23 protein-coding genes, 1 pseudogene and 1 riboswitch are annotated in these 26,090 nt (G+C 39.1%); of the genes and pseudogenes, 20 read left to right on the forward strand and 4 right to left on the reverse strand.

Translation table 11 applies throughout. The features are described from left to right. Window positions 1–22: 22 nt before the first annotated feature. From H1230_RS07575 to H1230_RS07650, 16 genes and pseudogenes are all read left to right on the forward strand, one after another. The gene (locus H1230_RS07575; protein ID WP_345773409.1) at window positions 23–1,660 is read left to right on the forward strand and encodes a polysaccharide biosynthesis protein; all 1,638 of its coding nucleotides are present in this window, start codon (window positions 23–25) and stop codon (window positions 1,658–1,660) included. Between the two features lie 24 nt (window positions 1,661–1,684). Next, window positions 1,685–2,371 carry a hypothetical protein gene (locus H1230_RS07580; RefSeq protein WP_239714910.1) on the forward strand — a complete coding sequence of 229 codons (687 nt, stop codon included), beginning with the start codon at window positions 1,685–1,687 and terminating at the stop codon, window positions 2,369–2,371. Between the two features lie 2 nt (window positions 2,372–2,373). Continuing rightward, the gene (locus tag H1230_RS07585) at window positions 2,374–3,399 is read left to right on the forward strand and encodes a copper amine oxidase N-terminal domain-containing protein (RefSeq protein ID WP_239714911.1); all 1,026 of its coding nucleotides are present in this window, start codon (window positions 2,374–2,376) and stop codon (window positions 3,397–3,399) included. 28 nt (window positions 3,400–3,427) lie between these two features. After that, the gene (locus H1230_RS07590; RefSeq protein ID WP_239714912.1) at window positions 3,428–4,057 is read left to right on the forward strand and encodes a sugar transferase; all 630 of its coding nucleotides are present in this window, start codon (window positions 3,428–3,430) and stop codon (window positions 4,055–4,057) included. Beyond that, window positions 4,058–4,921 (forward strand): NAD-dependent epimerase/dehydratase family protein, encoded by an 864-nt coding sequence (locus tag H1230_RS07595; RefSeq protein WP_239714913.1) that lies wholly within the window; start codon window positions 4,058–4,060, stop codon window positions 4,919–4,921. It begins immediately after the preceding gene. 17 nt (window positions 4,922–4,938) lie between these two features. Further along, window positions 4,939–6,048 carry a glycosyltransferase family 4 protein gene (locus tag H1230_RS07600; RefSeq protein WP_239714914.1) on the forward strand — a complete coding sequence of 370 codons (1,110 nt, stop codon included), beginning with the start codon at window positions 4,939–4,941 and terminating at the stop codon, window positions 6,046–6,048. Window positions 6,049–6,069: 21 nt separating this feature from the next. After that, window positions 6,070–7,395, forward strand: coding sequence for a UDP-glucose dehydrogenase family protein (locus H1230_RS07605; protein WP_239714915.1), 1,326 nt, complete (start codon window positions 6,070–6,072; stop codon window positions 7,393–7,395). A gap of 2 nt (window positions 7,396–7,397) precedes the next feature. After that, on the forward strand, window positions 7,398–8,393 hold the full coding sequence (locus tag H1230_RS07610; RefSeq protein ID WP_239714916.1) for an NAD-dependent epimerase: 996 nt from the start codon (window positions 7,398–7,400) through the stop codon (window positions 8,391–8,393). A 17-nt stretch (window positions 8,394–8,410) separates the two neighbouring features. Continuing rightward, complete coding sequence (locus H1230_RS07615; protein WP_239714917.1) at window positions 8,411–8,962, forward strand: acyltransferase; 552 nt, start codon at window positions 8,411–8,413, stop codon at window positions 8,960–8,962. A gap of 54 nt (window positions 8,963–9,016) precedes the next feature. Next, the gene (locus H1230_RS07620) at window positions 9,017–10,105 is read left to right on the forward strand and encodes a glycosyltransferase family protein (protein ID WP_239714918.1); all 1,089 of its coding nucleotides are present in this window, start codon (window positions 9,017–9,019) and stop codon (window positions 10,103–10,105) included. Window positions 10,106–10,146: 41 nt separating this feature from the next. Next, on the forward strand, window positions 10,147–11,601 hold the full coding sequence (locus H1230_RS07625) for a lipopolysaccharide biosynthesis protein (protein ID WP_239714919.1): 1,455 nt from the start codon (window positions 10,147–10,149) through the stop codon (window positions 11,599–11,601). Further along, complete coding sequence (locus tag H1230_RS07630) at window positions 11,601–12,854, forward strand: O-antigen polymerase (protein ID WP_239714920.1); 1,254 nt, start codon at window positions 11,601–11,603, stop codon at window positions 12,852–12,854. Before H1230_RS07625 ends, H1230_RS07630 begins: the two co-directional genes overlap by 1 nt. 20 nt (window positions 12,855–12,874) lie before the next feature. Further along, a complete protein-coding gene (locus tag H1230_RS07635) occupies window positions 12,875–14,125 on the forward strand; it encodes a glycosyltransferase (protein ID WP_239714921.1) in 1,251 nt (416 codons plus the stop codon). 211 nt (window positions 14,126–14,336) lie between these two features. After that, a pseudogene (gene rfbC, locus H1230_RS07640) lies at window positions 14,337–14,896 on the forward strand (dTDP-4-dehydrorhamnose 3,5-epimerase). Window positions 14,897–14,941: 45 nt separating this feature from the next. Further along, window positions 14,942–15,937, forward strand: a complete 996-nt coding sequence (gene rfbB / locus H1230_RS07645) for a dTDP-glucose 4,6-dehydratase (protein WP_239714922.1) — start codon at window positions 14,942–14,944, stop codon at window positions 15,935–15,937. Further along, on the forward strand, window positions 15,934–16,584 hold the full coding sequence (locus tag H1230_RS07650; RefSeq protein ID WP_239714923.1) for a YdcF family protein: 651 nt from the start codon (window positions 15,934–15,936) through the stop codon (window positions 16,582–16,584). Before rfbB ends, H1230_RS07650 begins: the two co-directional genes overlap by 4 nt. 676 nt (window positions 16,585–17,260) lie before the next feature. Here H1230_RS07650 and H1230_RS07655 read toward each other — a convergent pair. Then, on the reverse strand, window positions 17,261–18,352 hold the full coding sequence (locus H1230_RS07655; RefSeq protein ID WP_239714924.1) for an acyltransferase family protein: 1,092 nt from the start codon (window positions 18,350–18,352) through the stop codon (window positions 17,261–17,263). Window positions 18,353–18,555: 203 nt separating this feature from the next. Here H1230_RS07655 and H1230_RS07660 point away from each other — a divergent pair, with 203 nt between their 5' ends. The 3 genes from H1230_RS07660 (at window position 18,556) to H1230_RS07670 (ending at window position 20,451) form a co-directional block, all read left to right on the forward strand. Next, window positions 18,556–18,702 carry a hypothetical protein gene (locus H1230_RS07660; protein WP_239714925.1) on the forward strand — a complete coding sequence of 49 codons (147 nt, stop codon included), beginning with the start codon at window positions 18,556–18,558 and terminating at the stop codon, window positions 18,700–18,702. A 164-nt stretch (window positions 18,703–18,866) separates the two neighbouring features. Then, window positions 18,867–20,147 carry an ArsB/NhaD family transporter gene (locus H1230_RS07665; protein WP_239714926.1) on the forward strand — a complete coding sequence of 427 codons (1,281 nt, stop codon included), beginning with the start codon at window positions 18,867–18,869 and terminating at the stop codon, window positions 20,145–20,147. Between the two features lie 25 nt (window positions 20,148–20,172). Next, window positions 20,173–20,451, forward strand: a complete 279-nt coding sequence (locus tag H1230_RS07670; protein WP_239714927.1) for a hypothetical protein — start codon at window positions 20,173–20,175, stop codon at window positions 20,449–20,451. Window positions 20,452–20,533: 82 nt separating this feature from the next. On the opposite strand, the gene hpt is transcribed toward H1230_RS07670, so the two are convergent. The 3 genes from hpt to H1230_RS07685 are packed head-to-tail and all read right to left on the reverse strand — an operon-like array spanning window position 20,534 to window position 23,207. Continuing rightward, window positions 20,534–21,073 (reverse strand): hypoxanthine phosphoribosyltransferase, encoded by a 540-nt coding sequence (gene hpt, locus H1230_RS07675; RefSeq protein WP_239714928.1) that lies wholly within the window; start codon window positions 21,071–21,073, stop codon window positions 20,534–20,536. Between the two features lie 20 nt (window positions 21,074–21,093). Continuing rightward, window positions 21,094–22,605: an IMP dehydrogenase gene (locus H1230_RS07680; protein WP_239714929.1), complete on the reverse strand. Its 1,512-nt coding sequence runs from the start codon at window positions 22,603–22,605 to the stop codon at window positions 21,094–21,096. Window positions 22,606–22,646: 41 nt separating this feature from the next. After that, the gene (locus H1230_RS07685; RefSeq protein ID WP_239714930.1) at window positions 22,647–23,207 is read right to left on the reverse strand and encodes a phosphoribosyltransferase; all 561 of its coding nucleotides are present in this window, start codon (window positions 23,205–23,207) and stop codon (window positions 22,647–22,649) included. A 131-nt stretch (window positions 23,208–23,338) separates the two neighbouring features. Next, window positions 23,339–23,441: riboswitch (purine riboswitch) on the reverse strand. Window positions 23,442–23,680: 239 nt separating this feature from the next. Here H1230_RS07685 and H1230_RS07690 point away from each other — a divergent pair. Then, the gene (locus H1230_RS07690) at window positions 23,681–25,858 is read left to right on the forward strand and encodes an S-layer homology domain-containing protein (protein WP_239714931.1); all 2,178 of its coding nucleotides are present in this window, start codon (window positions 23,681–23,683) and stop codon (window positions 25,856–25,858) included. Window positions 25,859–26,090: the final 232 nt, after the last annotated feature.

The following is a 26,090-nucleotide window of genomic DNA, read 5'->3' on the forward strand; positions in this document are numbered from 1 at the left end:
CTATTTCGGTCTGTACCGACGGATGTGGCAATATGCGAGTATTGGAGAAATTGTATCCGTCCTAAAGGCTATTCTAGTAGGAGCTGTGCTCTCTTACGGCATAGCCTTCATTCTTCTTCCGGCACGGGTGCCTTTTGGAGTAGAAGTACGCGCAATGGAGACCATTCTGGTGCTGGTGGGTGGAGTTCGCTTCTTGTGGAGGATATTCCGTAATGGTCGGATCAATTATAAGGAGACTCAGACCCATACACTTATTGTAGGTGCAGGTGACTGTGGGACGCTGATCGCCAGAGAAATGATGGGACCTTCGTTTGCGCATACCAAGCTGGTTGGCTTTATCGACGATAGCGCGAATAAGTATCATATGTCTATATTAGGTATCCCTGTGTTAGGTAATCGCTATACCATTCCCTCCATCGTGAAGGAACGGGAGATTCACGAGATTATTATCGCTATGCCCTCAGTCTCGCGTACCGAAATTTCCGAGATCATTAAACTGGCTAAGAAGACTGGAGCCAAGCTGAAGATCATTCCGGCGTTTAATGACCTGATTACTGGCAAGATATCCGTTAAGAAGCTGCGGGATGTTAGTGTGGAGGATCTACTGGGACGTGAGCCGGTTGTTGCTGACCTGAATAGTATTTTGGGGTATGTCCACAACAAGACGGTGCTGGTAACGGGGGCAGGTGGATCTATTGGCTCTGAACTGTGCCGCCAGATTGCCCCCTTTGCTCCTGTTAATCTCCTGCTGCTAGGACACGGGGAGAATAGCATCTACACGATTGAAATGGAGCTGCGCAAGAAATTCCCAGGGCTGAACATTGTTACGGTTATAGCAGATGTACAGGATCGGACGCGGATGATGGATGTCTTCCGCAGTCATACGCCACAGCTGGTCTTTCATGCGGCAGCGCATAAGCATGTTCCCTTGATGGAACGCAACCCATCTGAAGCGATTAAGAATAATGTGTTTGGTACACGGAATGTTGCAGATTGTGCAGATAGATTTGCGGCAGAGCGATTTGTAATGATCTCTTCAGACAAGGCGGTTAATCCCACCAGTGTAATGGGGGCGACTAAGCGAATAGCGGAAATGTATGTACAGAGCTTGAACACAACAAGTGAAACAAAGTTCTCAGTCGTACGCTTCGGTAATGTGCTTGGCAGCAGAGGTAGTGTAATCCCGGCATTCAAGGAACAGATTGCAGCTGGTGGTCCAGTCACTGTGACCCACCCAGAGATGGTACGTTACTTCATGACCATTCCGGAAGCTGTCCAATTAGTGATTCAATCCGGTTCTTTTGCCATAGGTGGGGAAGTATTTATCTTAGATATGGGACAACCAGTGAAGATTCTGACACTTGCGGAGGATCTCATTACCCTCTCGGGTTATGAGCCGTATAAGGATATTGAGATTACATTTAGCGGCATTCGTGCTGGTGAGAAGCTGTATGAAGAGCTGCTGACTGATGAAGAGAACTTAAGCTCTACGCAGAATGATCGGATCTTCATTGGCAGACCCAATGTCATTAGCCAAAATCAGCTGGAGCTGGAGTTCAAGCGTTTGGAACGTGTGTTGGCTGAAGATGGAGCAACTATACGTGAAGTGATTAATCAGATTGTACCGATGCAGCCAGTATCGCAAGTGGCCATCAGTTAACTAATTCGTAATGGAGGATACTCAATGTTCAACAAGAGATGGAAGAAGATATTGCTATGGACTCTATCAATCATTGTAGTGCTAGGCGTTGCTGGATTGTTTGCAGCTAATTATGCTGTGGACAAACTTATGAATTCCATGGCTGGAGGATTTGACTTGGAATCAGAAAATAACGTAAAAGGTATCCCAGAAGACGGCATAACGCCTCCTGCTACAGTGGCTAACGATAATAGTACCACCATGGAAAGCACAGCAAACCCAATGGCAGACCCGACAGCGTTACCTACAGAAGGTAGCCCGGTTACGGGAAACACTACAGGAGAGAATGTAGCCTCTGCAACCAGCAAGCCGACAAATACTCCAACCACAGATAAAGGAACTACTAAAGATGGTTATGCCGCACAGGTATCTACGGATAAAGCTCAAGAAATTAAAAAGAATGTAACTGTCAAAGAGAAGGCAGATGTAGCTACTATTGTGATGGGACAATTAAGTGTATCTGATATTAAACGGCTACAGGAACTGGCCAGCGGTGGCTTATCCATCGATGAGAAACGTGAGGCTCGCAGTATCATCCTCGGTAAAGTAACTGAGGCTCAATATAACGAGTTGTCACAGATCGCCAAGAAGTATGGAGTAAGTCAAGGGAAGACACGTGATCAAATATTAGTAGAAGAACAATCACAAGCAAAAGAAGAGGGAAGTGAGTAAGCATGTCTAAAATGAAATTTCCAGCCGCAGCTTTATTGCTGGTTATGCTAATCGGAATAGCACCCTTAACGGCATCCGCACCCTTATCTGCATCAGCTGCAGCAGTAAGCGCAAGTACAGCTGCAACTATCAAGTCAATCAAGGTACAGAATATGAATGTGAAGATGGTATTTGACGGTGTAAGCCTGTTGCCTCCTGAAGGACAATATGTATTCATCCATAATAATACAACTTATGTTCCCCTACGCTTTATGTCATATGCTCTGCAGAAGAGTGTGAGCTGGGATGCCAAGAATGTTAAAGTTACGGTGGCTGAACCAAGCTCTGCAGAAATGGTTGTTATTAAAGAATACTTAATGAATGCATCGAATGGCACTACAGTCGCGACGAAGAGTATTGCCTTAAATAATGTTATGGCGAGCTATGAATTTAATGGCACAGCTAAGAGTGTACCGACGGGTCAGGGAAGTTATATATTGAACGGATCATTGTATGTTCCCCTGCGCTTTCTATCAGAGTCAGTAGGTAATAACATTACTTGGGATCAGAAATCGAAGACTATAACTGCTGCTTCAAAGGCCTATATAGAACAGACCGATGGTAATAGCACCAATCCTGGGCAAGGAAACAGTGGTAGTGGAAATCAAGCAGTGACAGCTACCCCAGCTCCAACAAATTCATCAGGATCAGCCGGTAGTGGAGCTGGAACTGGAACTATCACCTATGAAAGTATAACCAGTGCCACGGAAGGTAAACTTAATGCGCTTAGAGCTCAAAGCCAATCCACGCTTATAGGTATTGCTTTGGAATATGTTGCAGCTAAGGACGATGCCAGCAAGCAGAGCATTATGGCGAAGGGTAAATCACAGCTAGCATCCTTTACGGCTAGTTTCAATAGTATAGTAGCTGACGCAGAGCAGAAACTAAAAGCTAACGGCTATAGCACAGATATCATTAATCAATATAGAAGTACTTTTGAGGCCGAGTTGCAAGCTGGATTGGCTTTGGCTGAAGGTATGGGGAATTAGATTATTAGTCTAAAGGTCAGGTGGATTTATGAGGCCATATATTATTGGGAAACAAATTATTGATTTCATACTGGCTTTAATTGGGATTCTCCTGTTATGGCCTTTTTTCTTGATCATTGCTGTTGCTATAAGACTGAATTCTAAAGGACCTATCCTATTCAGACAGAGACGATTAGGAAAGAACAAAACCGAGTTCTATATCCTTAAATTTAGAACGATGCGGACAGATACGCCTAACGAGATGCCAACTCATATGTTGGAAGACCCTGATTTCTTTATAACTAAAGTAGGAAAGTTTCTTAGGAGAACAAGCTTGGATGAATTGCCGCAAATCATTAATATCCTCAAGGGTGAAATGAGTATCGTAGGGCCCCGTCCGGCGCTATGGAATCAATTCGATTTGATAGCTGAACGGGATAAATACGGGGCAAATGATATTAAGCCAGGTTTAACAGGGTGGGCTCAGATTAATGGGAGGGATGAACTTCCCATTGAACAAAAGGCAAAACTGGATGGAGAGTATGTTGGCGATTTCTCACTTTTTTTTGACCTGAAGGTATTTCTATTGACTGTATTAAGTGTCCTTAAATCTGATGGTATAAGAGAAGGCGTAACGGATCAAGAAGTGACTTCAAATACCGAAGGAGCTACTTTATAAATGTCCAAACGAAAAATATTAATTACCGGTAAAGGTAGCTATATAGGAACGAGTCTCATCAAATGGTTAGAGCAATGGCCTGAGCAATATGAAATAGTGGAATTGTCGGTCAGAGGTACTGAATGGAAGCTACATGATTTCTCTATTTATGATGTTGTGCTTCATGTAGCTGGAATTGCACATGTGTCTGCTGATCCTAATTTGGAACAGCAATACTATGAAATTAATCGAGACTTGGCTATTGAGGTTGCTAATAAAGCAAAGAGGGAGAAGGTTAAACAGTTCATTTTTATGAGCAGTATGATTATTTATGGATCTGATAGCAAGATTGGTGAAAACATGGTTATTACCAAGGAAACGAAACCAGATCCTGCTGATTTCTATGGGAGAAGTAAATTGGAGGCAGATATTGCTATTCAGAAATTGAGCAGTGAACAATTTAATACAGTCTTAGTTAGAACGCCCATGGTATATGGTCCGAATTGCAAAGGGAACTTTCCTAGGCTCAAAAAATTAGCTAAGAGCTCCCCAATATTTCCAGACATAGGAAATCAACGAAGTATGATTTTTGTGGATAATTTATGTGAGTTTTTAAGATTAGTCATCGATAAAAAAGTTATAGGGATTTTTTATCCTCAGAATAAAGAGTATGTAAGTACATCCGACATAATTAGAGTAATGGCTAGTGCCATGAATAAAAAAATTAAGCTAGTAAAGATATTCAACCCATCGCTAAAAATAATGTCAAATAAAATAAATATAATTAACAAAATATTTGGAAGTAAGGTCTATGATCAGACATTGCCCCCTTCATTCGATTATTGTGTAGTTGATTTCGAGAATTCAATAAAAATAAGTATGTAACTAGGTGGAAAGAATTCATGAAGAAAAAAGTATTGTTACTTGGGAATCATGGTTTTGTGATCTATAACTTTCGAAAAGAGCTAATCCAAGAACTGCTGAAGGATGGGTATGAAGTATACATTTCTCTACCAATGGATGAAAAGGTTGCAACTATGGTTACCTGGGGATGTAAGTTCATAGAAACGAAAGTGGACAGAAGAGGGACAAATCCTATTTCTGACCTAAAACTTCTTCTACATTATGTTCACATTCTCAGAAAAGTTAAACCAGATGTTGTTCTTACGTATACGATAAAACCGAATCTGTATGGTGGATTAGCAACCAGACTGTTGGGAATACCCTGTATTAATAATATTACTGGACTGGGAAGTGGTTTTAGCCATAATTCGGTGCTCAAGAAATTTCTATCACTACTCTATAAGGTTAGCCTAAAAAAATCATATTGTGTATTTTTTCAGAATACACAGGATCGAAACACTTTACTAGAGAGCAAATCTATTACAAGTAATCACGAGCTGATTCCAGGCTCAGGTGTGAATTTAATGGATTTTGAATACAAGCAATTCCCTCCAGAAGTAACAGCGTTAACATTTATATTCATTGGAAGAATTATGAGGGATAAGGGAATAGATCAATATCTTGAAGCGGCAAAGATAATAACACAGAAATATCCTAATACCATATTTAATCTGATTGGATTTATCGAAAAGACACAGCCTTATTATAACGAAATGATTAATCAATATGCTGAAGAAGGATACATAAAGTATCTGGGATATCAATCTGATGTTAAACCCTTTCTTGAAGAATCGCACTGTATTATTCAAGCATCTCATGGTGGCGAGGGCTTATCAAATGTATTACTTGAGACAGCCGCGACAGGAAGGGTTCTAATTGCTTCTGACATTCCAGGTTGTAGAGAGACTATATCGGAAGGTAACAATGGCTACACATTTCAAGCCAAGAATACCAATAGCTTGGTTAATAAGATTGAAAAGTTTATCCATTTATCTTACCTAGATAAATTACAAATGGGGATAAATTCGCGAACTAAAGTCGAGAGAGAGTTTGATAGAAATATTGTAGTGCAAGCTTATATGAGTAAGGTTAAAGAAATCTGCAGTTAATACCATTGATATGGAGTGTAAATGATGTCTAAAATTGCGGTAGTTGGTACAGGATATGTGGGTTTAGTATCGGGAGCAATTCTTTCTGATTTTGGGCATACGATAACGTGTGTAGATATTGATCAGACTAAAATTGATAACTTAAAGAACGGAATAATTCCTATATTTGAGCCAGGGCTTGATGTCATAGTTCAGAAAAACTATGAGACTAAACGCCTTGATTTCACTACTAATATTAAAGAAGCAGTTGAGAATAATGATGTTATTTTTATAGCAGTTGGCACGCCCCCTGCTGACGATGGCAGCGCAGATTTGAAGTATGTAATTTCTGTAGCGCAAAGTATAGCAACCTATATGAATGGTTATAAAGTGGTTGTTGATAAATCAACAGTACCAATAGGAACGGGTCAAAAGGTGAAGGCTATGATCCAGGATACTCTAAATGAAAGAGGAGTGGAGTATAGGTTCGATGTTGTTTCGAATCCTGAGTTTCTAAGAGAGGGTTCGGCAGTACAAGACTTCACACATCCCGACCGAGTGGTTATTGGAGCTGAAAGTGAGCACGCGATTGAAGTCATGAAAGAGGTCTATAGAGTACTTTATATTAATGAAACTCCTTTTGTGGAAACCAACATTGAGACGGCTGAGATGATTAAATATGCTTCTAATGCATTTCTTGCAATGAAAATCACTTTTATCAATGAGGTCGCTAATGTATGCGAAATGGTAGGGGCAGACGTTCAGAAAGTAGCGAAAGCTATGGGACAAGATGGACGGATCTCACCTAAATTTTTGCACGCAGGACCGGGTTACGGCGGTAGCTGCTTCCCTAAAGATACTTTAGCTCTTGCACGGATTGCACAAGACTGTGGGGAACCGATTTCTCTGATTGAAACTACTGTTCAAGCAAATGAAAGACAAAAATTGAGAATGGTAAAAAAAATTGTGAATGCCATGGGTAACGTTGAAGGGAAGACAATTGCTATACTCGGTGTAACATTCAAACCTAATACAGATGACATGAGAGATGCGCCTTCACTAGTGATTTTACCTGAACTTGCTAAGCATGGTGCGAATCTAAAAGTCTATGATCCTGAAGGTGAAAAGGAAGGTAAATGGAGACTTAAAGATATAGAAGAGAATATTGTCTGGTGTGACGATACATATCAAGCTATTGAAAATACAGACGCAATAGTATTACTTACCGAGTGGAATGAATTTAGAAATCTAGATTTTGATCGACTTAGAGAAATAAATGGTGGGAATTATTTCTTTGATTTGAGAAATATTTATAACAAAGTCACGTTGATCGAAAAAGGCTTTCAATACTTTGGGGTAGGGGTTTGAATATGCTATTAAAACCTGTTGATAATACAAAAACATATCTTATTACTGGTGCTGCCGGCTTTATTGGTATGCATCTATCGCAGAAACTATTAGAGCTAGGCTGCAGGGTTATAGGACTCGATAATATTAATGACTATTACGATATAAACCTCAAGTATAGCCGTCTGGATATATTGAGTAAGTATGATAGCTTTGTATTTCATAAAGCTGATCTGGTTGATAAGGTTTATCTTGAGAAGCTCTTTACAGAGTATAATATTGATATTGTAGTAAATCTTGCAGCTCAGGCAGGAGTAAGATACAGTTTGGAAAACCCGGATACATATATCCAATCCAATATTGTTGGCTTTTTGAATATCCTTGAAATGTGTAGACATCATCAGATAAAACATCTTCTTTATGCATCATCAAGTTCAGTATATGGTGCGAATAAGAAGGTCCCATTTTCTACAGAGGACATGGTTGACCAACCAGTGAGCTTGTATGCAGCAACCAAGAAGTCGAGTGAATTGATGGCTCATACTTACAGTCACCTTTTTGCAATTCCAACCACCGGGTTGCGTTTTTTTACAGTATATGGACCCTATGGTAGACCTGATATGGCCTACTTTTCCTTTACCAAAGCAATTATGGAAGGCAAGCCTATCAAAGTATTTAATAATGGGAATATGTTTCGCGACTTCACTTATATAGATGATATAATTGACGGCATAATTCGGCTTATACCTAATTCTCCTGCACTGATTAAGGTGCCACCTTATAAGATCTATAATATAGGGAATAACAAGCCGGAAAAACTTATGGATTTTATCGAGGCCATTGAATCTGCAGTTGGTAAAGAGGCCATTAAGGAATATCACCCGATGCAGCCTGGGGATGTTTATCAAACCTATGCGGATGTCACTGATCTCATTAATGATGTTGGCTTTAAGCCAGATACTCCTATTCAAGAGGGAATTGGAAGGTTTGTGGACTGGTGGTCTTCCTATCAGAAGTAACGGAGGCTTTTATTATTATGATGTACATAAATATGATAATTAGAGTAATTTATAATCTGTTTAGGCTGAATATCTTGAAACTGTTCCGTCATAAAGGTATTTTCTTTACCCAAATTCAATTTCTGTCTGTGAATACAAGAATAGATATTAGGGGACGGAATTCAAGGTTAACTTTTAAAGGAAGAGTTAGTGCTAGAACTGGTGTAACACTAGCCGTGCGAAACGGGGATTTAGTGATAGGTAATAATGTTTTTTTTAATAATGGTTGTATTGTTACATGTCATGAACGTATAAAAATTGGTGATAACTGCTTGTTTGGACCAAATGTTTTATTCTATGATCATGATCATATTTATGGACACGGGAAAATTGTTAATAAGGAAGGCTATAAGAAAGCACCTGTTGAGCTAGGGAATAATATCTTTGTTGGAGCTAATTCTGTGATTTTAAAGGGAAGTATAATTGGTGATAATTGTGTTATAGGAGCAGGAACTATTATCAAGGGGATTATCCCAGCTAATAGTTTGGTTCACCAAAAAGTGGAAGTTGTTATTAAACCAATAGTTTGATTTTTGAAAGTATACGATCATATGTTGTAAGTAAAAAATGATAGGAAGATGAACTTGAAAACTTATATATTCGTTAGGAATTTGAAATATAGACCGAGTACATATTATAGAATATATCAATATATTCAAGATTATTCTAATGAAAACATATTAATAAGCGAATTCGAAAAAAATGAGTATTATGAAAAAAAAAATAATAAAAGTTTAAGGTTTTTTAATAAGGTTTATTATGGGTTCTTAGCTGGATATATAAGAAGAATTTTATTTTTATTGAAAATGTATCGAAATAAAGGATATATAATATATATTCAGAGAGAGGTCTTTCCAAAATTTATAGGCCCATTAGGGATGTTTCTGCTTAAGAAAGCACTACAAAAGTCTTATCAGATATACTGGGATTTTGATGATAATATTTTCGCGACCAAGGAAATTACACACTATGAAAAGAAAAAACTTTCTGATTCTTCAAGAAGGATAATTGTTGGTAATCAATTCTTAAAAGAAAAGATTGATAAAAAGTATTTTCATAAGATAGATGTTATTAATACTTCAGATATTATGATGAAGAATATTGATATTGAAAGAGTAAATATTGCTAGATTAAAAGAATTTGATGATCAAGTAGTACTTCTATGGGTAGGTACTAAAATTAATTTGATCTATTTAGAAAATATAATAGAAGAATTAGATAAGGCGGCCACACAGTTAAATGAAAAGAAACTAATTCTCAGAATTGTTAGTAATGCAAATATAATTATGAAAACAAAAAAGTTGAAAATTGAGAATATTGTCTGGGATAGAGATAGAGCATTAGATGAAATGCTAAAAGCACATATTGGTCTTATGCCTCTTAGTGACGATGAAATAACAAAAGGAAAATGTGCTTTTAAAGCTGTACAAAACATTGGCTGTGGTTTACCAATTATTATCTCTAATGTTGGAATGAATAAGGAATTAATCTATGATAATGGGTATTTAATAAATGAAAATAATGAATGGATATTTTCGGTAATAGAGTTATGTAATGACAAACAAAGTTGGTTAAATAAATCTCGAGCTTCAAGAAGATTATGGGAAAAAAAATTCAACGCTGAAAAGATTAAAAAGTACTTATTCGAATTGCTACAGATTAATAATATCTAAAATTACAGTATTCGCAACAAAGTAATAGGGTGGGGTAATATATGAATTTAATTAGAAGTGCTATTAAATATATTCCTGGTACATTAATACCTGCACTATTGACACTTATTTCAACTGCTATATTTACTAATCTTCTCGATACATCTGAATATGGTTATTTCATGTTAGCTATGTCAGTGATAAATATATTAACCGCAGTAAGTGCAGAGTGGCTAAAGCAATCTATAGCTAGATATTTACCTGGTGTTATGGAAAACGAGAAAATATTGAAGATAAAAAGCTCGATATTTTTAAGTGTTATATATATTCTAATATTATTCATTTTTGTTTCAATAATTGCTGCACCATTATTTATGGATAAAATTCATTTATATGTCTTTATAGTAATTTTAACTATTTTAAATATTATTTATTTTATCCTTTTAGTAATTTTACAAAGTGAACTAAAATCTGGTTTGTATAGTATTTTTAATTTGATACTTTCAATTTTTAAGTTGGCTTTTCCGATAATATTGATTTACAAATTTAATGAATCCGTGAATCAAATATTATTAGGCTATATATTAGCATTGATTTTTATTATTATACCCATGTTCATTAATGTCAAAATTAGAATTCGAATTACAATAAAAAGTTATAAAGACCCTGTAATAACCCAATACATTAAAAGCTTTGTCAAATATGGTTTACCCATGATAATGTTTTTTTTGAGTGCACAATTGTTAAACTCGGGAGATAGATTCATTATACAGATATTCTATGGAGCGGACCAAGTAGGGATTTATTCTGCTAATTACAGCTTAATATATGGAGGGATTGGACTTATTAGCACTCCGATTATGTTGGCTGTATCACCAATGATTATGAGATTGAAAATATCAAATAGGAATTCTGAGGTGCAAGGTTTAATTTCAAAAATGACAACATATTATTTAGCGGGAGCAATTCCCTTTATAGTATTAATATTTTTATTAGGAAATGACGCAGTATCAATTTTATTAGATCATAAATTTGCAACAAGTAACTATTTAATTGGAATAATATCTATTGGATTTGTGTTATGGCAACTTTCAATGTATGGACACAAAGTTTATGAAGTTTCTGACAAAACTTTAAATATGATGATATATTCTATAATTACAGCAGTAGCAAATATAGTTATAAACTTTCTTTTAGTACCAAGTTTTGGTCTTATTGGTGCTGCTTGGGCTACTTCGCTAAGTTATTTTATATATTGTTGTTTAGTATATTTTGGCTCCAAAAAATTCTTTTTATGGAAAATTTCTTGGGATATTTTAATTAACATTTTTATTGCTTTAATTATTGGTTTGCTCGTAATTTTAATCTTGTTTTTAATCTTTAATAATGATTCTATTTTGTTCAAAATGTTTTTGTGTTTTGTGTTTAATATTACATATTTATTTTATTTAATGTTAGTTTATCGTAAAAAGGTTAAAAGAATATACTACAATAAATTTAAGAAAGGAATAATTTAATGTGGTTTGTATTGTTGTTTGTTGTTCTTGTATTATTATCAATTATTCACTTGTGGAATAAGAGTCCTTATCATCCATTATTGGTATATCTAGGTGTTTGGGTGATAGTGATTGGTTTGTGGTCTCTAGACGAAGTGTTCTCTATAATTGGCTATATAAAGGTTTCTAAAGAGGCTTGGGTAAATCTTTCATTAGCTCATATTTCATTTGTGATAGGTAGTGTTACTGCTACAATAACTCTAATTTATTCACAAAATAGAAATCGGAAATTATTACCTAGAAAAATAATTATTAATAAAAGCGACTCTTTAAAAGCTATGAAAATTTCAAATTTCTTTCTAATCCTAAGTTTTGTGGGATATTTAAGTTACATTTATGTAGTTATCCAATCAGTTGATTTTGGTGCAGGTTTAGCAGTGGCTTTTAAACAATGGAACTACGAAGCATCGTATGGTCAATTAGCTATGTTTGGTGGCTTATCAGGCAGACTTTATAATCTTCCTACTTTGGCTATTCCATATAACGTATTTCTTATATCCATATTTCCTGAACAAAAAAAAAGACTCATTATAATCAGTTGTATAGAAATATTCTTTTTGATTTCTCCTAGAAGAGCAATATTAATTCAAACCTTAATGGTAGTTCTATTTATATTGTTATTAACAAGAACTATTAGAATAAGTATTAAAATACTGGTGATTCCAATTATTTTGCTTATATTATTTTCTTTTTCCCAAGTTGTTTTAAATAAAGGACAAGGTGAAGGGATATTTGGTGGATTAAAAGTCATATATCTTTATATAACAGGAAATATTCCATCATTTGATTTATTGATGGATAGGAACAGAGAAGGTATGGGCTTAATGTCTTTAAGTAATTTTTATAAGTTTTTAAATGCTATAGGTTATCGATTTGAAAATGTTGATCTTAGTATAGACTTTGTAAATATCCCAACCCCATTTAATACAATTCCATATAACTATTACTTTTTAATGGATTTTGGAATACTTGGATCTTCTTTTGTCATCTTTACTGGAGCTTACGGTATTACCTTTTTATATTATAGAACAATGACAATTTTTAAATATTTAAAAATGGAATATTTTACATATATATATATATATTCTTATATTTTGATGGGTATTTTATTCTCATTTAGAGAGAATGTACTAATATCGTATAATGCCCTATTTTTTATTCTCATATCAATTATGGTATCACTATATTTTAAATTTCAAACTAGAATTGTATAAATAGATAAGGGGTGAAAAAAATGCCAAATATATTAATAATAGCGCAGGCAGCTCCTCCAAATGGAGGGTCGCATGCAACTAGATTAACATATTTTATTAAAGAATTAGCAGAGCTTGGATGGAGTGTAGAAGTATTAACAACTAAAATTTATCCAGGAACACCATTAGTAGATAATTCAATGCTAGAGGATATTCCTGGGGATGTTTCCTTTATTAGATCATTTCCTGGCCCACTCCATAGATGGGCTTACAGAAATAAGAAAGTAACTAATAAAATAACAAAAAAAGTAACAAAGTCTGGCTGGAAAAAGAAAATATTACTCCCAGATACTTATATTGAATGGCTCCCTTATGCAGTTTCTGATATTTTATTCAAAAAAAAATTGAAGCAGAAGCCCGACATAATATTAAGTTCTGCAGTACCCTATACATCACATCTTATTGCTCTTATATTGAAGAAAAAGTGGAATATACCATGGGTAGCTGATTATGGAGATCCTTGGGTTTATGATCCGGGAAATCCACGTACAGGATTGAGATATATTATTGAGAAGTGGCTAGAATCAATGGTCATTTCAAATGCTAACGTTATAAGTTTGACTACGGACACTACTAAAGAACTATATATTGAAAAATACAGAATAGATGAAAATAAGATCAAAGTTGTTCCAATGGGGTTTGATAGTAAAGATTTTATTATTCCAGAGTTTGTAAACATATCAGGAAAAACTCGATTTTTATACACTGGGCGTCTTGAACCAGAAAGTAGAGATGCTAATCTCTTTTTTTTAGCTTTGAAATCTTTATATGTTAAAGGGAAATTACATAATTGCATATTTGAATTTATAGGAACATTTCATAATGATATTATACAATTAGTTAATAATTTGGGGTTAAGTGATATTATCAAATTCCATGAATGGATGGATCATAAAGAGTGTATGAAATACTTAGTGACAGTAGATTTTCTTCTTTTATTTGGAAATAATAATAATATACAGATTCCTGGAAAAACATTTAATTATATTGGTAGTGGCACTCCAATTATTTACTTGAGCAATTATGAGGGTGAGAATGACCCTGTAAAAAAAATCCTGGAGGATAGTGGATTGGACTATTGGTGTGTTGATAATAATCAGTTTTCAATTGAAAAAATACTGATTGAAATTAATGAAAATTACAATACAAGTAACCCCAAGCGACCAGATCAGAGCTATAGCTGGAATAGTAGAGTTAAAGATTTATCCTGCATTCTCAAAGATTTGCTTTAAGGGGATTTAGAGTTATTCTATTAGAATGGATTGTGTTGCATGAAAAGGTATAATTCTAGCAGGCGGCATCTGAAATCGCCTATATTAACGGATGGATCACCAAAGAGCATCTGTGGAATTGCGGGAACAAACTGAGCAAGAATGGTTATGGAAAGTATCTGATGAAAGTCGCTACCGGTAAGATCCAATACTAACTGAAAGTGTGGATGAGATGAAGATAACAAAAACGCATTTACAAGGTGTATTGGTTGTTGAACCTGCTGTTTTCGGTGACCATCGGGATGGTTCATGGAAACTTATAGTGACTCTAAATTTAAAGAGCAAGGAATAGACATGGATTTTGTACAAGATAATCAATCCTTCTCGGCGATCAAAGGAACGTTGCGCGGCCTACATTATCAATTAAATCCTAAATCCCAAACGAAGCTTGTACGCTGCACACATGGGGCAATTTACGATGTAGCAGTAGATATTCGTAAGGGCAGTCCAACCTACAGCAAGTGGTTCGGAATTGAACTAAGTGCTGAGAATAAGAAGCAACTACTAATACCTAAAGGATTCGCCCACGGCTTCATGACCCTTACTGAAGATGTAGAAGTACAGTATAAATGCGATGAGCTGTATGCTCCTGAATGTGACGGTGGTATTCTGTGGAATGACCCGGCTATTGGGATTATATGGCCCATTGAGGTTACGCCAGTTCTTTCTGCCAAGGATGAGAAAGCACCTATATTGAAGGATGCTTCCTTGAATTTCACATACAATAACTAATACAAAAGTTATAAAGTTAAGCTAATTGAACTGGGGTGCATATATTTGAATAAGTATAAAGTTCTAATCACAGGTGGTGCCGGTTTTATCGGGGGCAACTTCGTTCAATATATGGTGAATAAATATCCGCACTACGATATAGTGAATTTAGATTTGTTAAGCTATGCTGGTGACTTGACGAAGCATATTCATTTGGAAACCAAAGAAAACTATAGTTTTGTTCAAGCAGATATTGCGGACAGAGAGACGATCATGTCTCTGTTTGAGAAAGGGAAGTTCGATTTTGTAGTCCATTTCGCCGCAGAGAGCCATGTCGATCGCTCCATTACTGATCCTGCCATTTTCGTGCGAACGAATGTAATGGGTACACAAGTGCTGCTAGATGCTGCTAAAGCCTTTGGAATCACAAAATTTGTTCATGTCTCTACGGATGAAGTATATGGAGAACTGGATTTCGATCCAACCGTATTTTTTACTGAAGATACCCCATTACAGCCTAACAGTCCGTATAGTGCAAGTAAGGCATCGTCCGATCTGTTCGTGCGTGCTTATTATGAAACATATGGCTTACCGATGAATATTACACGCTGCTCAAATAATTATGGCCCATATCATTTTCCGGAAAAGCTGATTCCTTTGACCATATCCAAAGTCTTAAATGATCAGAAGGTTCCCGTCTACGGAGATGGCAGGAATATCCGTGACTGGCTGCATGTGTGGGATCACTGTGCTGCCATAGATCTGGTACTGCATGAGGGTGTAAGTGGTGAAGTTTATAATGTGGGTGGACATAATGAACGGACGAACCTAGAGGTTGTTAAGACGATTATTAGTACCTTAGGTAAATCTGAGGATCTTATCGAATTCGTAACAGACCGATTGGGTCATGACAAACGATATGCTATCGATCCATCTAAATTGGAGCGATTGGGATGGAAGCCTACTTACACTTTTGAGACAGGAATTGCCCAGACTATCAAGTGGTATACGGATAATGCAGAGTGGTGGCAACAAATCCTGAGTAACGAAGCGCATAAATGAAAAATTATGTGAAAATTCATAAGAAAAGACAAGCCATATCACCTAAGCAAAGGTTACTAACATATATCTCCGTGCTGCTAATAATTATTCTCTTCCTCACCGCTGGTCGCTTTCTCACCTTATCCCAACCTCCACAACAAGCCGCTGTCATCATCGTACTTAGTGGAGGCTCTGGCAGGGTAGAGAAGGCTGCTGAACTATATAAAGCTGGCTATGCCCCCTATATGATTCTATCCAACGCTAAAGAGTCAACTAGCACAGTTGGAGATATGTTGCAAACGGCCCTTGCCCTCGGTATCCCGCAGGAGGCCATTCTTACCGAAGACTCGGCGCTAAGCACCTATCAGAATGCGGAGTACACACTGCCCATTATGAAGGAGCAGGGTTTCACTTCCGCCATCATCGTCTCCTCAGATTTTCACATGCGGCGGGTGAAGTTCATCTTTGACCATGTGTATAAGAAGTCGGGAATTGAGCTTACTTACGTGGGTTCCAACTCTGACTATAACGCCAAGCGCTGGTGGAGTGACAAGTATAGCCGAGAGACCACGTTCAACGAATATACGAAGATGGTCGGTAATGCCTTTGGCTACAACGGACCGGAAGCCAAAAATGCTCTCGATCAGATCAAAAGCTGGTTCCACTAACTTTTAGCTCACATAACAAAGAGCCCTGCCATAAGGCAAGGCGAAGACCAACACGATACAAACCCCAGACCACGAAGCCATAGCTGTCGTCGGACTGGGGTTCTTTTTCGCTACAGCAGGTAACTCCATTAACTTGCTTCAGTTCTTACTGCTGGTATCTTCTCTGTAAACCATGAAATCAAACCAGTTACTATCTTTTTCAATGCAATGGTTAATAACAGTGTAAGGATAAAACAAATGATATTGAGGATTAAATTATTCATATTAATGTGTTGCTTTTGACGGATCATTGTGTCTAGTTTTAGGAGTCTCTCATGGAAGTGTGATGAAGATGAACGGATACCACCAGAGACAAAAGTCCATAAATAATCAGTGAAATATTTCTGGACTACCACTATTAGTGCCAAACTTACAATTATCATTGCAATGAGTATTGTTAAATGTAATTTTGTGAGTTTCTTGTTTTTGTCTACAAAATAGCCAAATGAATGGGAGGAATCCATGATGAAACCTTCATTAATATAATATGTCGATTGAATATTTTCTTTTTACCTTAACAATCTTATTTGGGACCTTTTATGTCTTCAGAGGTCTTAGCGGTCTATACATTGTGCTTGTGTGGTGTTTGGCCTGCATAACAAACAGCCCTGCCACAAGGCAGGGCGGGAACCCTTGTCTACACCCTCGACCACAAAGCCAGTGGCTGTGGGCGGACTGGGGTTCTTTTCCCATTCAACAGAAAGTGGAGGATGGGAATCTTCCGAACCAATAGATTAAATAATAAAGAGCCGCTCACGGCAATAATGGTGGTGATTAACCAGTTTAGATAGAGATGGAAGACCGTTTGCTCCAGGAAATTGAGCACTAGAATGAAGATTCCATAATGGAAGATTAGGATGGGGAGTGATTCTTGACCTAAATAGGTGAGCAAGCGGGCAAACCATTTGAATGGGGTTAAAGCGTTGGTCATTTTGATGACTAGAATACTTCCGGTTATCCCAGCTACATAAAATAATAAGACATTACCGTATATTCTATTGTTCATATCAACATAGGAATTAAAATAGGCAGTGAGCAGGAACAGAAGGAACAGAACGATGGAGCTTAGGTCGAAGGTATGCAGTTTCTCAATTAATTTATATTGTTTGAGCTTGTAGCCGACGAATACGAACAGCTGCGCAACTAGGGCCACATCGATGTTCCAGGGCAGGAAGAGGATTGTACTCATGAAGAAGCCGCTCAGGCTTAACAGGAGCATTATTCCGAGTTGGAGCTGCCAGCTGAATGAATCCACATATCGCATAACCATGCAGAAGATGATCTGAGTTACAAATAGACAAGTTAGGAACCAGATGGGTACATTGATTAGGTTTCCCTCCAGACTCGTTCCATACACAATCGCGAGGAGTGGCTTGTACCAGACGATATCCCAGCTTTGGCCCTTGGCGATCGTCTGTAAGACGACCCATATAAGATAGGCTAGTATTCCGGCTGAGAAATACGGTACGACAAGACTGAACAACCGAGTCCTGATCAACAATCTCAGATTATGGGAATATTTCGAAGCACTGAATATATAACCCGATACCATAAAGAATAACGGCATTCTAAAGTCTCTGAACAGATCGCCCAGCACAACCGGAGTAAAGTCAGCATGCCCCATTACTACTAACAAAATGGTAATTCCCCGAACCATATCGATTACTGTCAATCGTTTTGTCTTCGTATTACTAGCCTCTGCTGGCAAGGATACTTCTAAAGTCTGCATAATAAGGCGGCTGCCCCCTCCCGAATAGTTATAAAATACCTTATAGGAGTTGGCTATTATTAGCAATAGTACATAGGGTAGATTTCTAGATAGTACCTATAAGTGTAAATTAATAATATTTTTAGCTATTCTACAAATTCCGACAACTAGTACTATCTTCCTAGTGTATAATCTTAATTATTAATCAATAGGAGATAATACCCATGCCGAACTATTATTTCAAGGAAATATGGACACCGTTAAAGTTGGTACATATCAAATTTTTCAAAGATGATGAGAATATGTATTGGATTAAAGTTGGTCATCAGAGTCGTAGACTTCTACGAGATATGCTTAAGAAAAGTGAATAGATATGTTTTCGCTGATCATTGACTTACAATAGTGAACATTGTATCCTTATCCCAACATCATATGGATTCACAAAATGGAGGAGCCTGTCACCAAGGGCGCCTTCTTTGTTTTTTTAGGCATACAATTTTTAAAGTTCAGCTAAGAATCGGAGGAATTAATCATAATGGAGCAACAGGCAATTTGGGCAATCGGAATTTTCCTTGTTATTTATGCACTTATTATTTCGGAAAAGATTCATCGGACGATTGTAGCCATGATTGGTGGTTTACTTATGGTAGGGCTTGGCATTGTTGATCAAGAGACAGCATTGCATCATATTGACTTCAATACGCTCGGTCTGCTTATCGGGATGATGATTATTGTAAGCATTACAGCTGACACTGGCCTGTTTAAATTTATCGCCATATGGGCTGCCAAGAAATCGAAAGGGAACCCGGTCAGCATTCTGATTGCACTGGCGCTCATTACTGCCGTTGCCTCTGCGTTTTTGGATAACGTTACAACAGTGCTGCTTATGGTACCCGTTACCTTTAGTATTACGCGTCAATTGCGTGTGCCGCCGTTCCCCTTTTTATTCACACAGATTATTGCCTCTAATGTCGGCGGTACTGCAACACTGATCGGGGACCCTCCGAATATTATGATCGGCAGTGCAGTTAAGGAATTGACGTTTATGTCCTTTATCAGCAACTTAGCCCCCCTTGCAATTATAGTGATGATTGTTTATGTGCCTATCTTTATCCTGCTGTTTCGCAAACAGATCAAGACGACACCAGCATTAACGAAAAGTATTATGGATATGGATGAGAATGAGCTTATTGCTGATCATAAACTGCTTCGTAAGTGTTTGATCGTATTGGGATTGACGATTCTCGGATTTTTCCTCCATCAGTCGTTTCATCTGGAGTCGGCTACGGTTGCCTTAGCGGGTGCCTTTCTGCTCCTGCTTCTAACCGGTGAGCATATGATGGAGCAGGCGTTTACTAAGGTGGAATGGACTACTATCTTTTTCTTCATAGGTTTGTTCGTTCTGGTGTCCGGCCTCGTGGAGACAGGTGTAATTGCCAAATTAGCGGCCCAGGCTATGGAGTTAACCCACGGTAATCTGGTGGCGACTTCCTTTCTTATCTTATGGATGAGTGCAATCGCATCAGCATTTTTGGACAATATACCTTTTGTAGCAACGATGATTCCGATGATTCAGGAAATGGGCAACATGGGTATCAGCAATTTAGAACCGCTCTGGTGGAGTCTTGCGTTAGGTGCTTGTCTGGGTGGTAATGGTTCGCTGATTGGCGCAAGTGCCAACCTGATTGTTGCCGGCATGTCCGGTAAAGAGGGGCATCCGATTAAATTTATGCAATATCTAAAATATGGCTTCCCACTCATGATCTTATCTATTGTTGTATCGAGCTTTTATATCTACCTTAGGTATTTAATCTAGAGACGAGAGGATTTGAATAGTAAAGATGGAACTAACTTATCGATATCACAAGGATGAATTACAAATTAGCGAAACACTGACTGATACGGATATTGAGTTTGAGATCTGGATTTTAGCGGAAAAACATTGGGCGGGAATAAAGGCGGTACAGCGGTTCTTTGAGGAGGATAAGGTCTATACTGATGTCTTATTTTATGCCTATGAGAACCATCATTATCGAGTGATTGTCCGGCAGGATTACTACGTGGCTTTTATCCTAAGCCTGCTGAAACAGCATCTTATTGAAGCTGCTGAATGGGTTTAACTTAGAATTTCGATCCTATGTATTCTCTATCACAAACAGCCTCACCAATAATCTGGCGAGGCTGTTATTTGTGTCTTATTGGCTAATTAATCCCAAGCTCTGCGGTATCCACAATCCAGACGTCCGGCAGGTGCCGGAATTGTTCGGCATAATCCAGGCCATACCCGACGACGAATTCGTCGGGTATTTCGATGCCGTTGTAGTCGATCTTGATATCGACCAGCCGCCGGGAAGGCTTGTTTAGGATGGTGCAGATCTTGACACTCAGCGCATCGCGGGTGAGCAGATGTGCTTGAAGATGCTGCAGGGTCAAGCCCGTGTCGATCATGTCCTCGACGATGAGAATATGCTTGCCACGGATATCGGTATCGATATCCTTTTTGATGACGATGGCGCCAGAGGAGGTGGAACTGTTGACATAGCTGGACACGGACATATAGTCAACTCCAATGGGGAGCGTGATCTCGCGCATGAGATCGGCCATGAACACGGCCCCACCTTTGAGGATTCCGATCAGAACCAGCTCCTGACCGTGGTAGTCACGGGAGATTTCTGCTCCCAGCTCCTTCACTCTGTGCTGCAGCGTGAGCTTGCTTACAAGAATTTTGGTCAATCCCTTCATGATTGCAGCTCCTTCAAGGATTACGATGATCTATCCTTTTCCTTTAGCATAACATCATGTGCGCCACCTTCGACAATACTTGTAGAGGATACGAGGGTAATCTTCGCATGCTGCTGCAGCTGCGGGATGGTTAATGCGCCACAATTGCACATGGTGGATTTGATTTTGCTGATACTAAGATCCAGATTATCCTTCAAGCGGCCGGCATAAGGGATAAAAGAATCCACGCCTTCCTCGAATTCAAGCTTGCTCTCTTTGTCCTCGTTGCCGAAGTCATACCGTTGCCAATTGCGGGCCCGGCTGGAGCCTTCGCCCCAATATTCTTTAACAAAGTTCCCGCCGACCAGCAGCTTACGGCCCGGGCTCTCGTCAAATCTGGCAAAATAGCGGCCCAGCATCACGAAGTCGGCGCCCATCGCCAAGGCTAAGACGATATGGTAATCATGGACGATGCCGCCATCTGAACAGATCGGCACATAAATTCCAGTCTGGTCATAATACTCCTGCCGGGCTGCAGCGACCTCAATTACGGAAGAGGCCTGCCCTCTGCCGATACCCTTTTGCTCGCGCGTAATACAGATAGAACCGCCACCGATGCCGACTTTGATGAAATCCGCGCCTGCTTCAACTAAATACAAGAAACCTTCCTTGTCCACGACATTACCCGCGCCGACCTTAACAGACTCTCCGAAGGTTTCTTTAATGTAACGGATCGTTTCGGCCTGCCACTCGGAGTAACCATCCGAGGAATCGATGCAGAGAATATCCGCTCCAGCTTCGACGAGTGCCGGAACACGTTCTTTATAATCCCTGGAATTGATGCCTGCACCAACGATAAGCTGTTTATTGGCATCATGCAGCTCCAGCGGATATTCCTGATGGCTGTCGTAGTCTTTGCGGAATACCAGATACATCAGATTGCCGTTGCTGTTCACGATGGGCAGACAGTTGAGCTTATGGTCCCAGATCATGTCGTTTGCTTCAGACAGAGTAATTCCCTCTTCAGCATAGATGAGTGAGGTTAGGGGAGTCATGAACGCTGTGATAGGGCTTTCCGGTGTAAGGCGGTTCTCACGGTAATCCCGGCTGGTGACAATGCCCATCAGCTTCCCTGTGGGGAGACCATTCTCTGTGATGGCGATAGTGGAATGCCCGCTTTTGGCTTTGAGTGCCAGCACATCCTTTAGAGTATCCACTGGCCGCAGGTTGGAGTCGCTGATGACGAAGCCTGCTTTGAATTTCTTCACTCTCCGCACCATCTCGACCTGCTGTTCCACCGACTGCGAGCCATAGATGAAGGAGATGCCGCCGCTTTTGGCCAAGGCGATAGCCATATTATGGTCGGATACAGCCTGCATTACCGCAGACGTCACCGGAAGATTCATGGTTAGTGCGGGCTGCTCCCCTTTTCTAAACTTGGTTACAGGGGTCTTTAAGACGACGTTTCCTGGTGTGCAATCCTTAGTAGTTAAATTAGGGATCAGCAGGAACTCGCTGAATGTTCTGGACGGTTGCTCATAATAAAAAGCCATTCTGCAGCACTCCTTAAAATTTATTATAAAGCTTGCTATCACTAGACCTTGGACAGGAATCGCACAGGGATTTCATAGTCCGCTTCAAGTGCTTTGTAGTGCTCACCTTTGGCTAGAATGGCCTGCACTCCGACCAGGTGGACACCCATTTCTTTCAGCTGCTGGGCAATAGCACGAATGGTTGCACCCGAGCTGATTACATCATCCAGAAGTAGAACGCGATCCCCAGCCTTGAAGCCGTCAAAATAAATATAGTTCTCATTATACGCCGTTTCACGTTTGATGCAGACCTCGTAGTTCTCGTACAGCTCGGTGCTCAGCCTCAGGATGTTCAGGGGCTTCATCAGCTTGTAAGCAGCTAGTATACCCCAAGTATGCCCACCCGGTTCAGGCGAAACGATATAGTCGTAAGCGGGGAATTGTTCAGTAATGCTCACGGCAAGATTATCGGTGATCTCATGGATTAGCTCTGGCGCAATAAAAGTACCACGTTCTCCAAAGGGATACAGCTTGAAGTCATAGGGGGTGTCTTTATTTTTATAAATCCGCACATTCTTGGCTTGATGGATGGACTCTTTGAGTCTCTCGCTGGATGCATGCATAGCCTTCACTCCCAATGTTTAGTAATTGCTTGAATAAATCACAAAAACCCCAGCATACAAGAGGCACGAAAGATCGAAGCAGCACCGCTGGACATCACATCTAACAATGCGAAATCCCACACAGTATCCTTCAGTCAGACAGTGCCTCTTGTAGCCTGGGGCAATTTACGGTTGCCTGTAGAAACGCCCAAACCAAATTAATGGGCTTATACAAGAGTTATTTAATTAGTATATGTCAGGAAAAGTTACTCGGATCATTTGCTTTATGCTATCATTCGTAATATTTTGTGTCAATATCTCATTTTTATGTTATGTTTTATGACTTAGTCCTCTGTGATATATATGACTAAAGAACTATTCGGTATGCATCTTATCCTGTATAATTATTCCTTAGAAGTAGCGTTTTTGCTCTTGATATCATTTTTTCATGAGCAAGGAATAGATTGGCTGCTAATTTTTCTGGGGGCGATGGGATGTACGGAAAAGGATTGAAGGTTATGGCAGCTTGGGTGATGCTGCTAAGTTTGCTGTTTGGGGGAGTGGCGAATGCAGCGACAGTAGTTCAACAGACAAATTCGTATGTGTTTATTGATGTTAAATCTACCTATTGGGCCAATGAAGCGATTGAGAGTATGGCTAATCAAGGAATTATTACCGGCAACCCGGATGGCTCCTTTAAGCCAGAAGAGGCGCTCACACGTGAACAGCTTGCGAAGTTGATTACGCTTACCTTTGGTCTGGATCTTATCTCAGACGGGGTTCAAACGTTCTCGGATGTAAATTCCTCTTCCTGGGCCTATAAATATGTTGAATCGTCCAAAGAATATCTTACAGGGTACTTTCCTGTGAAGGGCAAACCCTTCTTTGACCCGCAAGCTAAGGCTACTCGTGAAGATGTTGCTGTAGCGTTGGTTAGGGCGATGGGGCTTGAAACGGAGAGTATAAATGCAGAGAGTATCCTTAGCTCGAAATTTAGCGATTATGAGGATATTTCGCCACAGCTTGAACAAGAGGTAGCAGTTGCTGTAGATAAGAAGCTGATTCAAGGTTTTCCGAATGGAACCTTTGGACCGAACAGTCCGATTAATAGAGCTTCTGTAGCCACACTACTCTATCGGGTATTGAAATCCTCCTATACGACAGCAACTAAGGATGTACAACTGGATGTAGTACTTCCCGAACAGGTGTCCGACAGTACACTTAAGATTACGGGGAAGGTTAGCGCAGATGCCAAAGTATACATCAATGATGAAGAAGTGGAGAACATCAACGGTTCTTTTGCTGAAGCCTATGACCTGGATCAGGGAGAACGTGTCTATGAATATGTGTTTAAGGCTGTGCTGCCGAACGGACGCTCCAGAACAGTAACCAAACAAGTTACTTATCAAACTACAGCTCCGAAACTAACTGTAAAGGCTCCTGAATCCGCTAGTCAGCCAGATGTCACGATCAGCGGCAAAGTTACGGATAGCACTGATACTTCACCTGTAGTGACGGTTAATGATAAGGAAGTATATGTTTCCTATAATGGTGATTGGAGCACCAAGCTCACTTTAACAGAAGGCATAAACAAAATTGTAGTGACTGCTGTCAACGAACATGATAAGAAGACCGTAATCGAGAAACAGGTTGTTGTTACGCTCGGCGGACCGGAATTGACTTTGGATTTCATACCGGAGACAAGCAATGTCGACAGTGTGACTCTGAGCGGTAAAGCTACTGACAAGAATGATAGTTATCCGAAAATTTATATCAATGATAAGCTGATAAACAGCTATGGTTCTTTTAATGTGAATATGACGCTAAAAGAGGGCGAAAATGTATTTACATTCAAGGCTACGAATAGTCTGGGCAAGAGCTCAAGCATAATCACCAAAAAGGTTATTTTTACTGTGGGCGGACCGGAATTGACTTTGGATTTCATACCGGAGACAAGCAATGTCGACAGTGTGACTCTGAGCGGTAAAGCTACCGACAAGAATGATAGTTATCCGAAAATTTATATCAATGATAAGCTGATAAACAGCTACGGTTCTTTTAATGTGAATATGACGCTAAAAGAGGGCGAGAATGTATTTACATTCAAGGCTACGAATAGTCTGGGCAAAAGCTCAAGCATAATCACCAAAAAGGTTATTTTTACTGTGGGCGGACCGGAATTGACTTTGGATTTCATACCGGAAACAAGCAGTGTCGACAGTGTGACTCTGAGCGGTAAAGCTACCGACAAGAATGATAGTTATCCGAAAATTTATATCAATGATAAGCTGATAAACAGCTACGGTTCTTTTAATGTGAATATGACGCTAAAAGAGGGCGAGAATGTATTTACATTCAAGGCTACGAATAGTCTCGGCAAGAGCTCAGAGGTGATCACTAAGACCATCGTCTTCAGTGTAGGTGGGCCGGAGTTGAAACTGGACTATATCCCGGAGTCAACCAAAAGTGAACAGATTACGCTAAGCGGCAGTGCAACGGATGCCAATGATAGTTATCCCAAAATCTATCTGAATGACAAGTTGCTGAGCAGCTACGGCAGCTTTAATGAGAGAGTGACGTTAAAGGAAGGCAGCAATACCTTTGTCTTCAAAGTCACGAATAGCTTCGGGAAAGTCACCACGATTGAAAAAACGGTAGTGTACACACCTTGAAGCAACAGAGTAAGCGCTTGATGATCTCATTTTAAACATCATATGAACATTCTTGCGGTGAGCAGAGATTATTTCTGTTCGCCGCTTGTTTCTAATGAGAAAGGATAAGCTGGAAGAAAATAACCGATTATACTAATAGAGTTTTCATGGTTTTTTAATTATAATAATTATTATCTGGATTTCATAAAGAGTTCAAAGTTAATGTAAAAAGTCGTATTTTCGTGTGATATAC

Origin of the sequence: Paenibacillus sp. 19GGS1-52, from assembly GCF_022369515.1 — a bacterium.
In the GTDB taxonomy this organism is placed as follows: Bacteria; Bacillota; Bacilli; order Paenibacillales; family Paenibacillaceae; genus Paenibacillus_AQ.

Excerpts from the sequence above, each read along its gene's own strand:
- H1230_RS07575 (WP_345773409.1), top strand. The coding sequence starts at position 23 with ATGTGGCAATATGCGAGTATTGGAGAAATTGTATCCGTCCTAAAGGCT.
- H1230_RS07580 (WP_239714910.1), top strand. The coding sequence starts at position 1,685 with ATGTTCAACAAGAGATGGAAGAAGATATTGCTATGGACTCTATCAATC.
- H1230_RS07585 (WP_239714911.1), top strand. The coding sequence starts at position 2,374 with ATGTCTAAAATGAAATTTCCAGCCGCAGCTTTATTGCTGGTTATGCTA.
- H1230_RS07590 (WP_239714912.1), top strand. The coding sequence starts at position 3,428 with ATGAGGCCATATATTATTGGGAAACAAATTATTGATTTCATACTGGCT.
- H1230_RS07595 (WP_239714913.1), top strand. The coding sequence starts at position 4,058 with ATGTCCAAACGAAAAATATTAATTACCGGTAAAGGTAGCTATATAGGA.
- H1230_RS07600 (WP_239714914.1), top strand. The coding sequence starts at position 4,939 with ATGAAGAAAAAAGTATTGTTACTTGGGAATCATGGTTTTGTGATCTAT.
- H1230_RS07605 (WP_239714915.1), top strand. The coding sequence starts at position 6,070 with ATGATGTCTAAAATTGCGGTAGTTGGTACAGGATATGTGGGTTTAGTA.
- H1230_RS07610 (WP_239714916.1), top strand. The coding sequence starts at position 7,398 with ATGCTATTAAAACCTGTTGATAATACAAAAACATATCTTATTACTGGT.
- H1230_RS07615 (WP_239714917.1), top strand. The coding sequence starts at position 8,411 with ATGATGTACATAAATATGATAATTAGAGTAATTTATAATCTGTTTAGG.
- H1230_RS07625 (WP_239714919.1), top strand. The coding sequence starts at position 10,147 with ATGAATTTAATTAGAAGTGCTATTAAATATATTCCTGGTACATTAATA.
- H1230_RS07630 (WP_239714920.1), top strand. The coding sequence starts at position 11,601 with ATGTGGTTTGTATTGTTGTTTGTTGTTCTTGTATTATTATCAATTATT.
- H1230_RS07635 (WP_239714921.1), top strand. The coding sequence starts at position 12,875 with ATGCCAAATATATTAATAATAGCGCAGGCAGCTCCTCCAAATGGAGGG.
- H1230_RS07650 (WP_239714923.1), top strand. The coding sequence starts at position 15,934 with ATGAAAAATTATGTGAAAATTCATAAGAAAAGACAAGCCATATCACCT.
- H1230_RS07655 (WP_239714924.1), bottom strand. The coding sequence starts at position 18,352 with ATGCAGACTTTAGAAGTATCCTTGCCAGCAGAGGCTAGTAATACGAAG.
- H1230_RS07660 (WP_239714925.1), top strand. The coding sequence starts at position 18,556 with ATGCCGAACTATTATTTCAAGGAAATATGGACACCGTTAAAGTTGGTA.
- H1230_RS07665 (WP_239714926.1), top strand. The coding sequence starts at position 18,867 with ATGGAGCAACAGGCAATTTGGGCAATCGGAATTTTCCTTGTTATTTAT.
- H1230_RS07670 (WP_239714927.1), top strand. The coding sequence starts at position 20,173 with ATGGAACTAACTTATCGATATCACAAGGATGAATTACAAATTAGCGAA.
- hpt (WP_239714928.1), bottom strand. The coding sequence starts at position 21,073 with ATGAAGGGATTGACCAAAATTCTTGTAAGCAAGCTCACGCTGCAGCAC.
- H1230_RS07680 (WP_239714929.1), bottom strand. The coding sequence starts at position 22,605 with ATGGCTTTTTATTATGAGCAACCGTCCAGAACATTCAGCGAGTTCCTG.
- H1230_RS07685 (WP_239714930.1), bottom strand. The coding sequence starts at position 23,207 with ATGCATGCATCCAGCGAGAGACTCAAAGAGTCCATCCATCAAGCCAAG.
- H1230_RS07690 (WP_239714931.1), top strand. The coding sequence starts at position 23,681 with ATGTACGGAAAAGGATTGAAGGTTATGGCAGCTTGGGTGATGCTGCTA.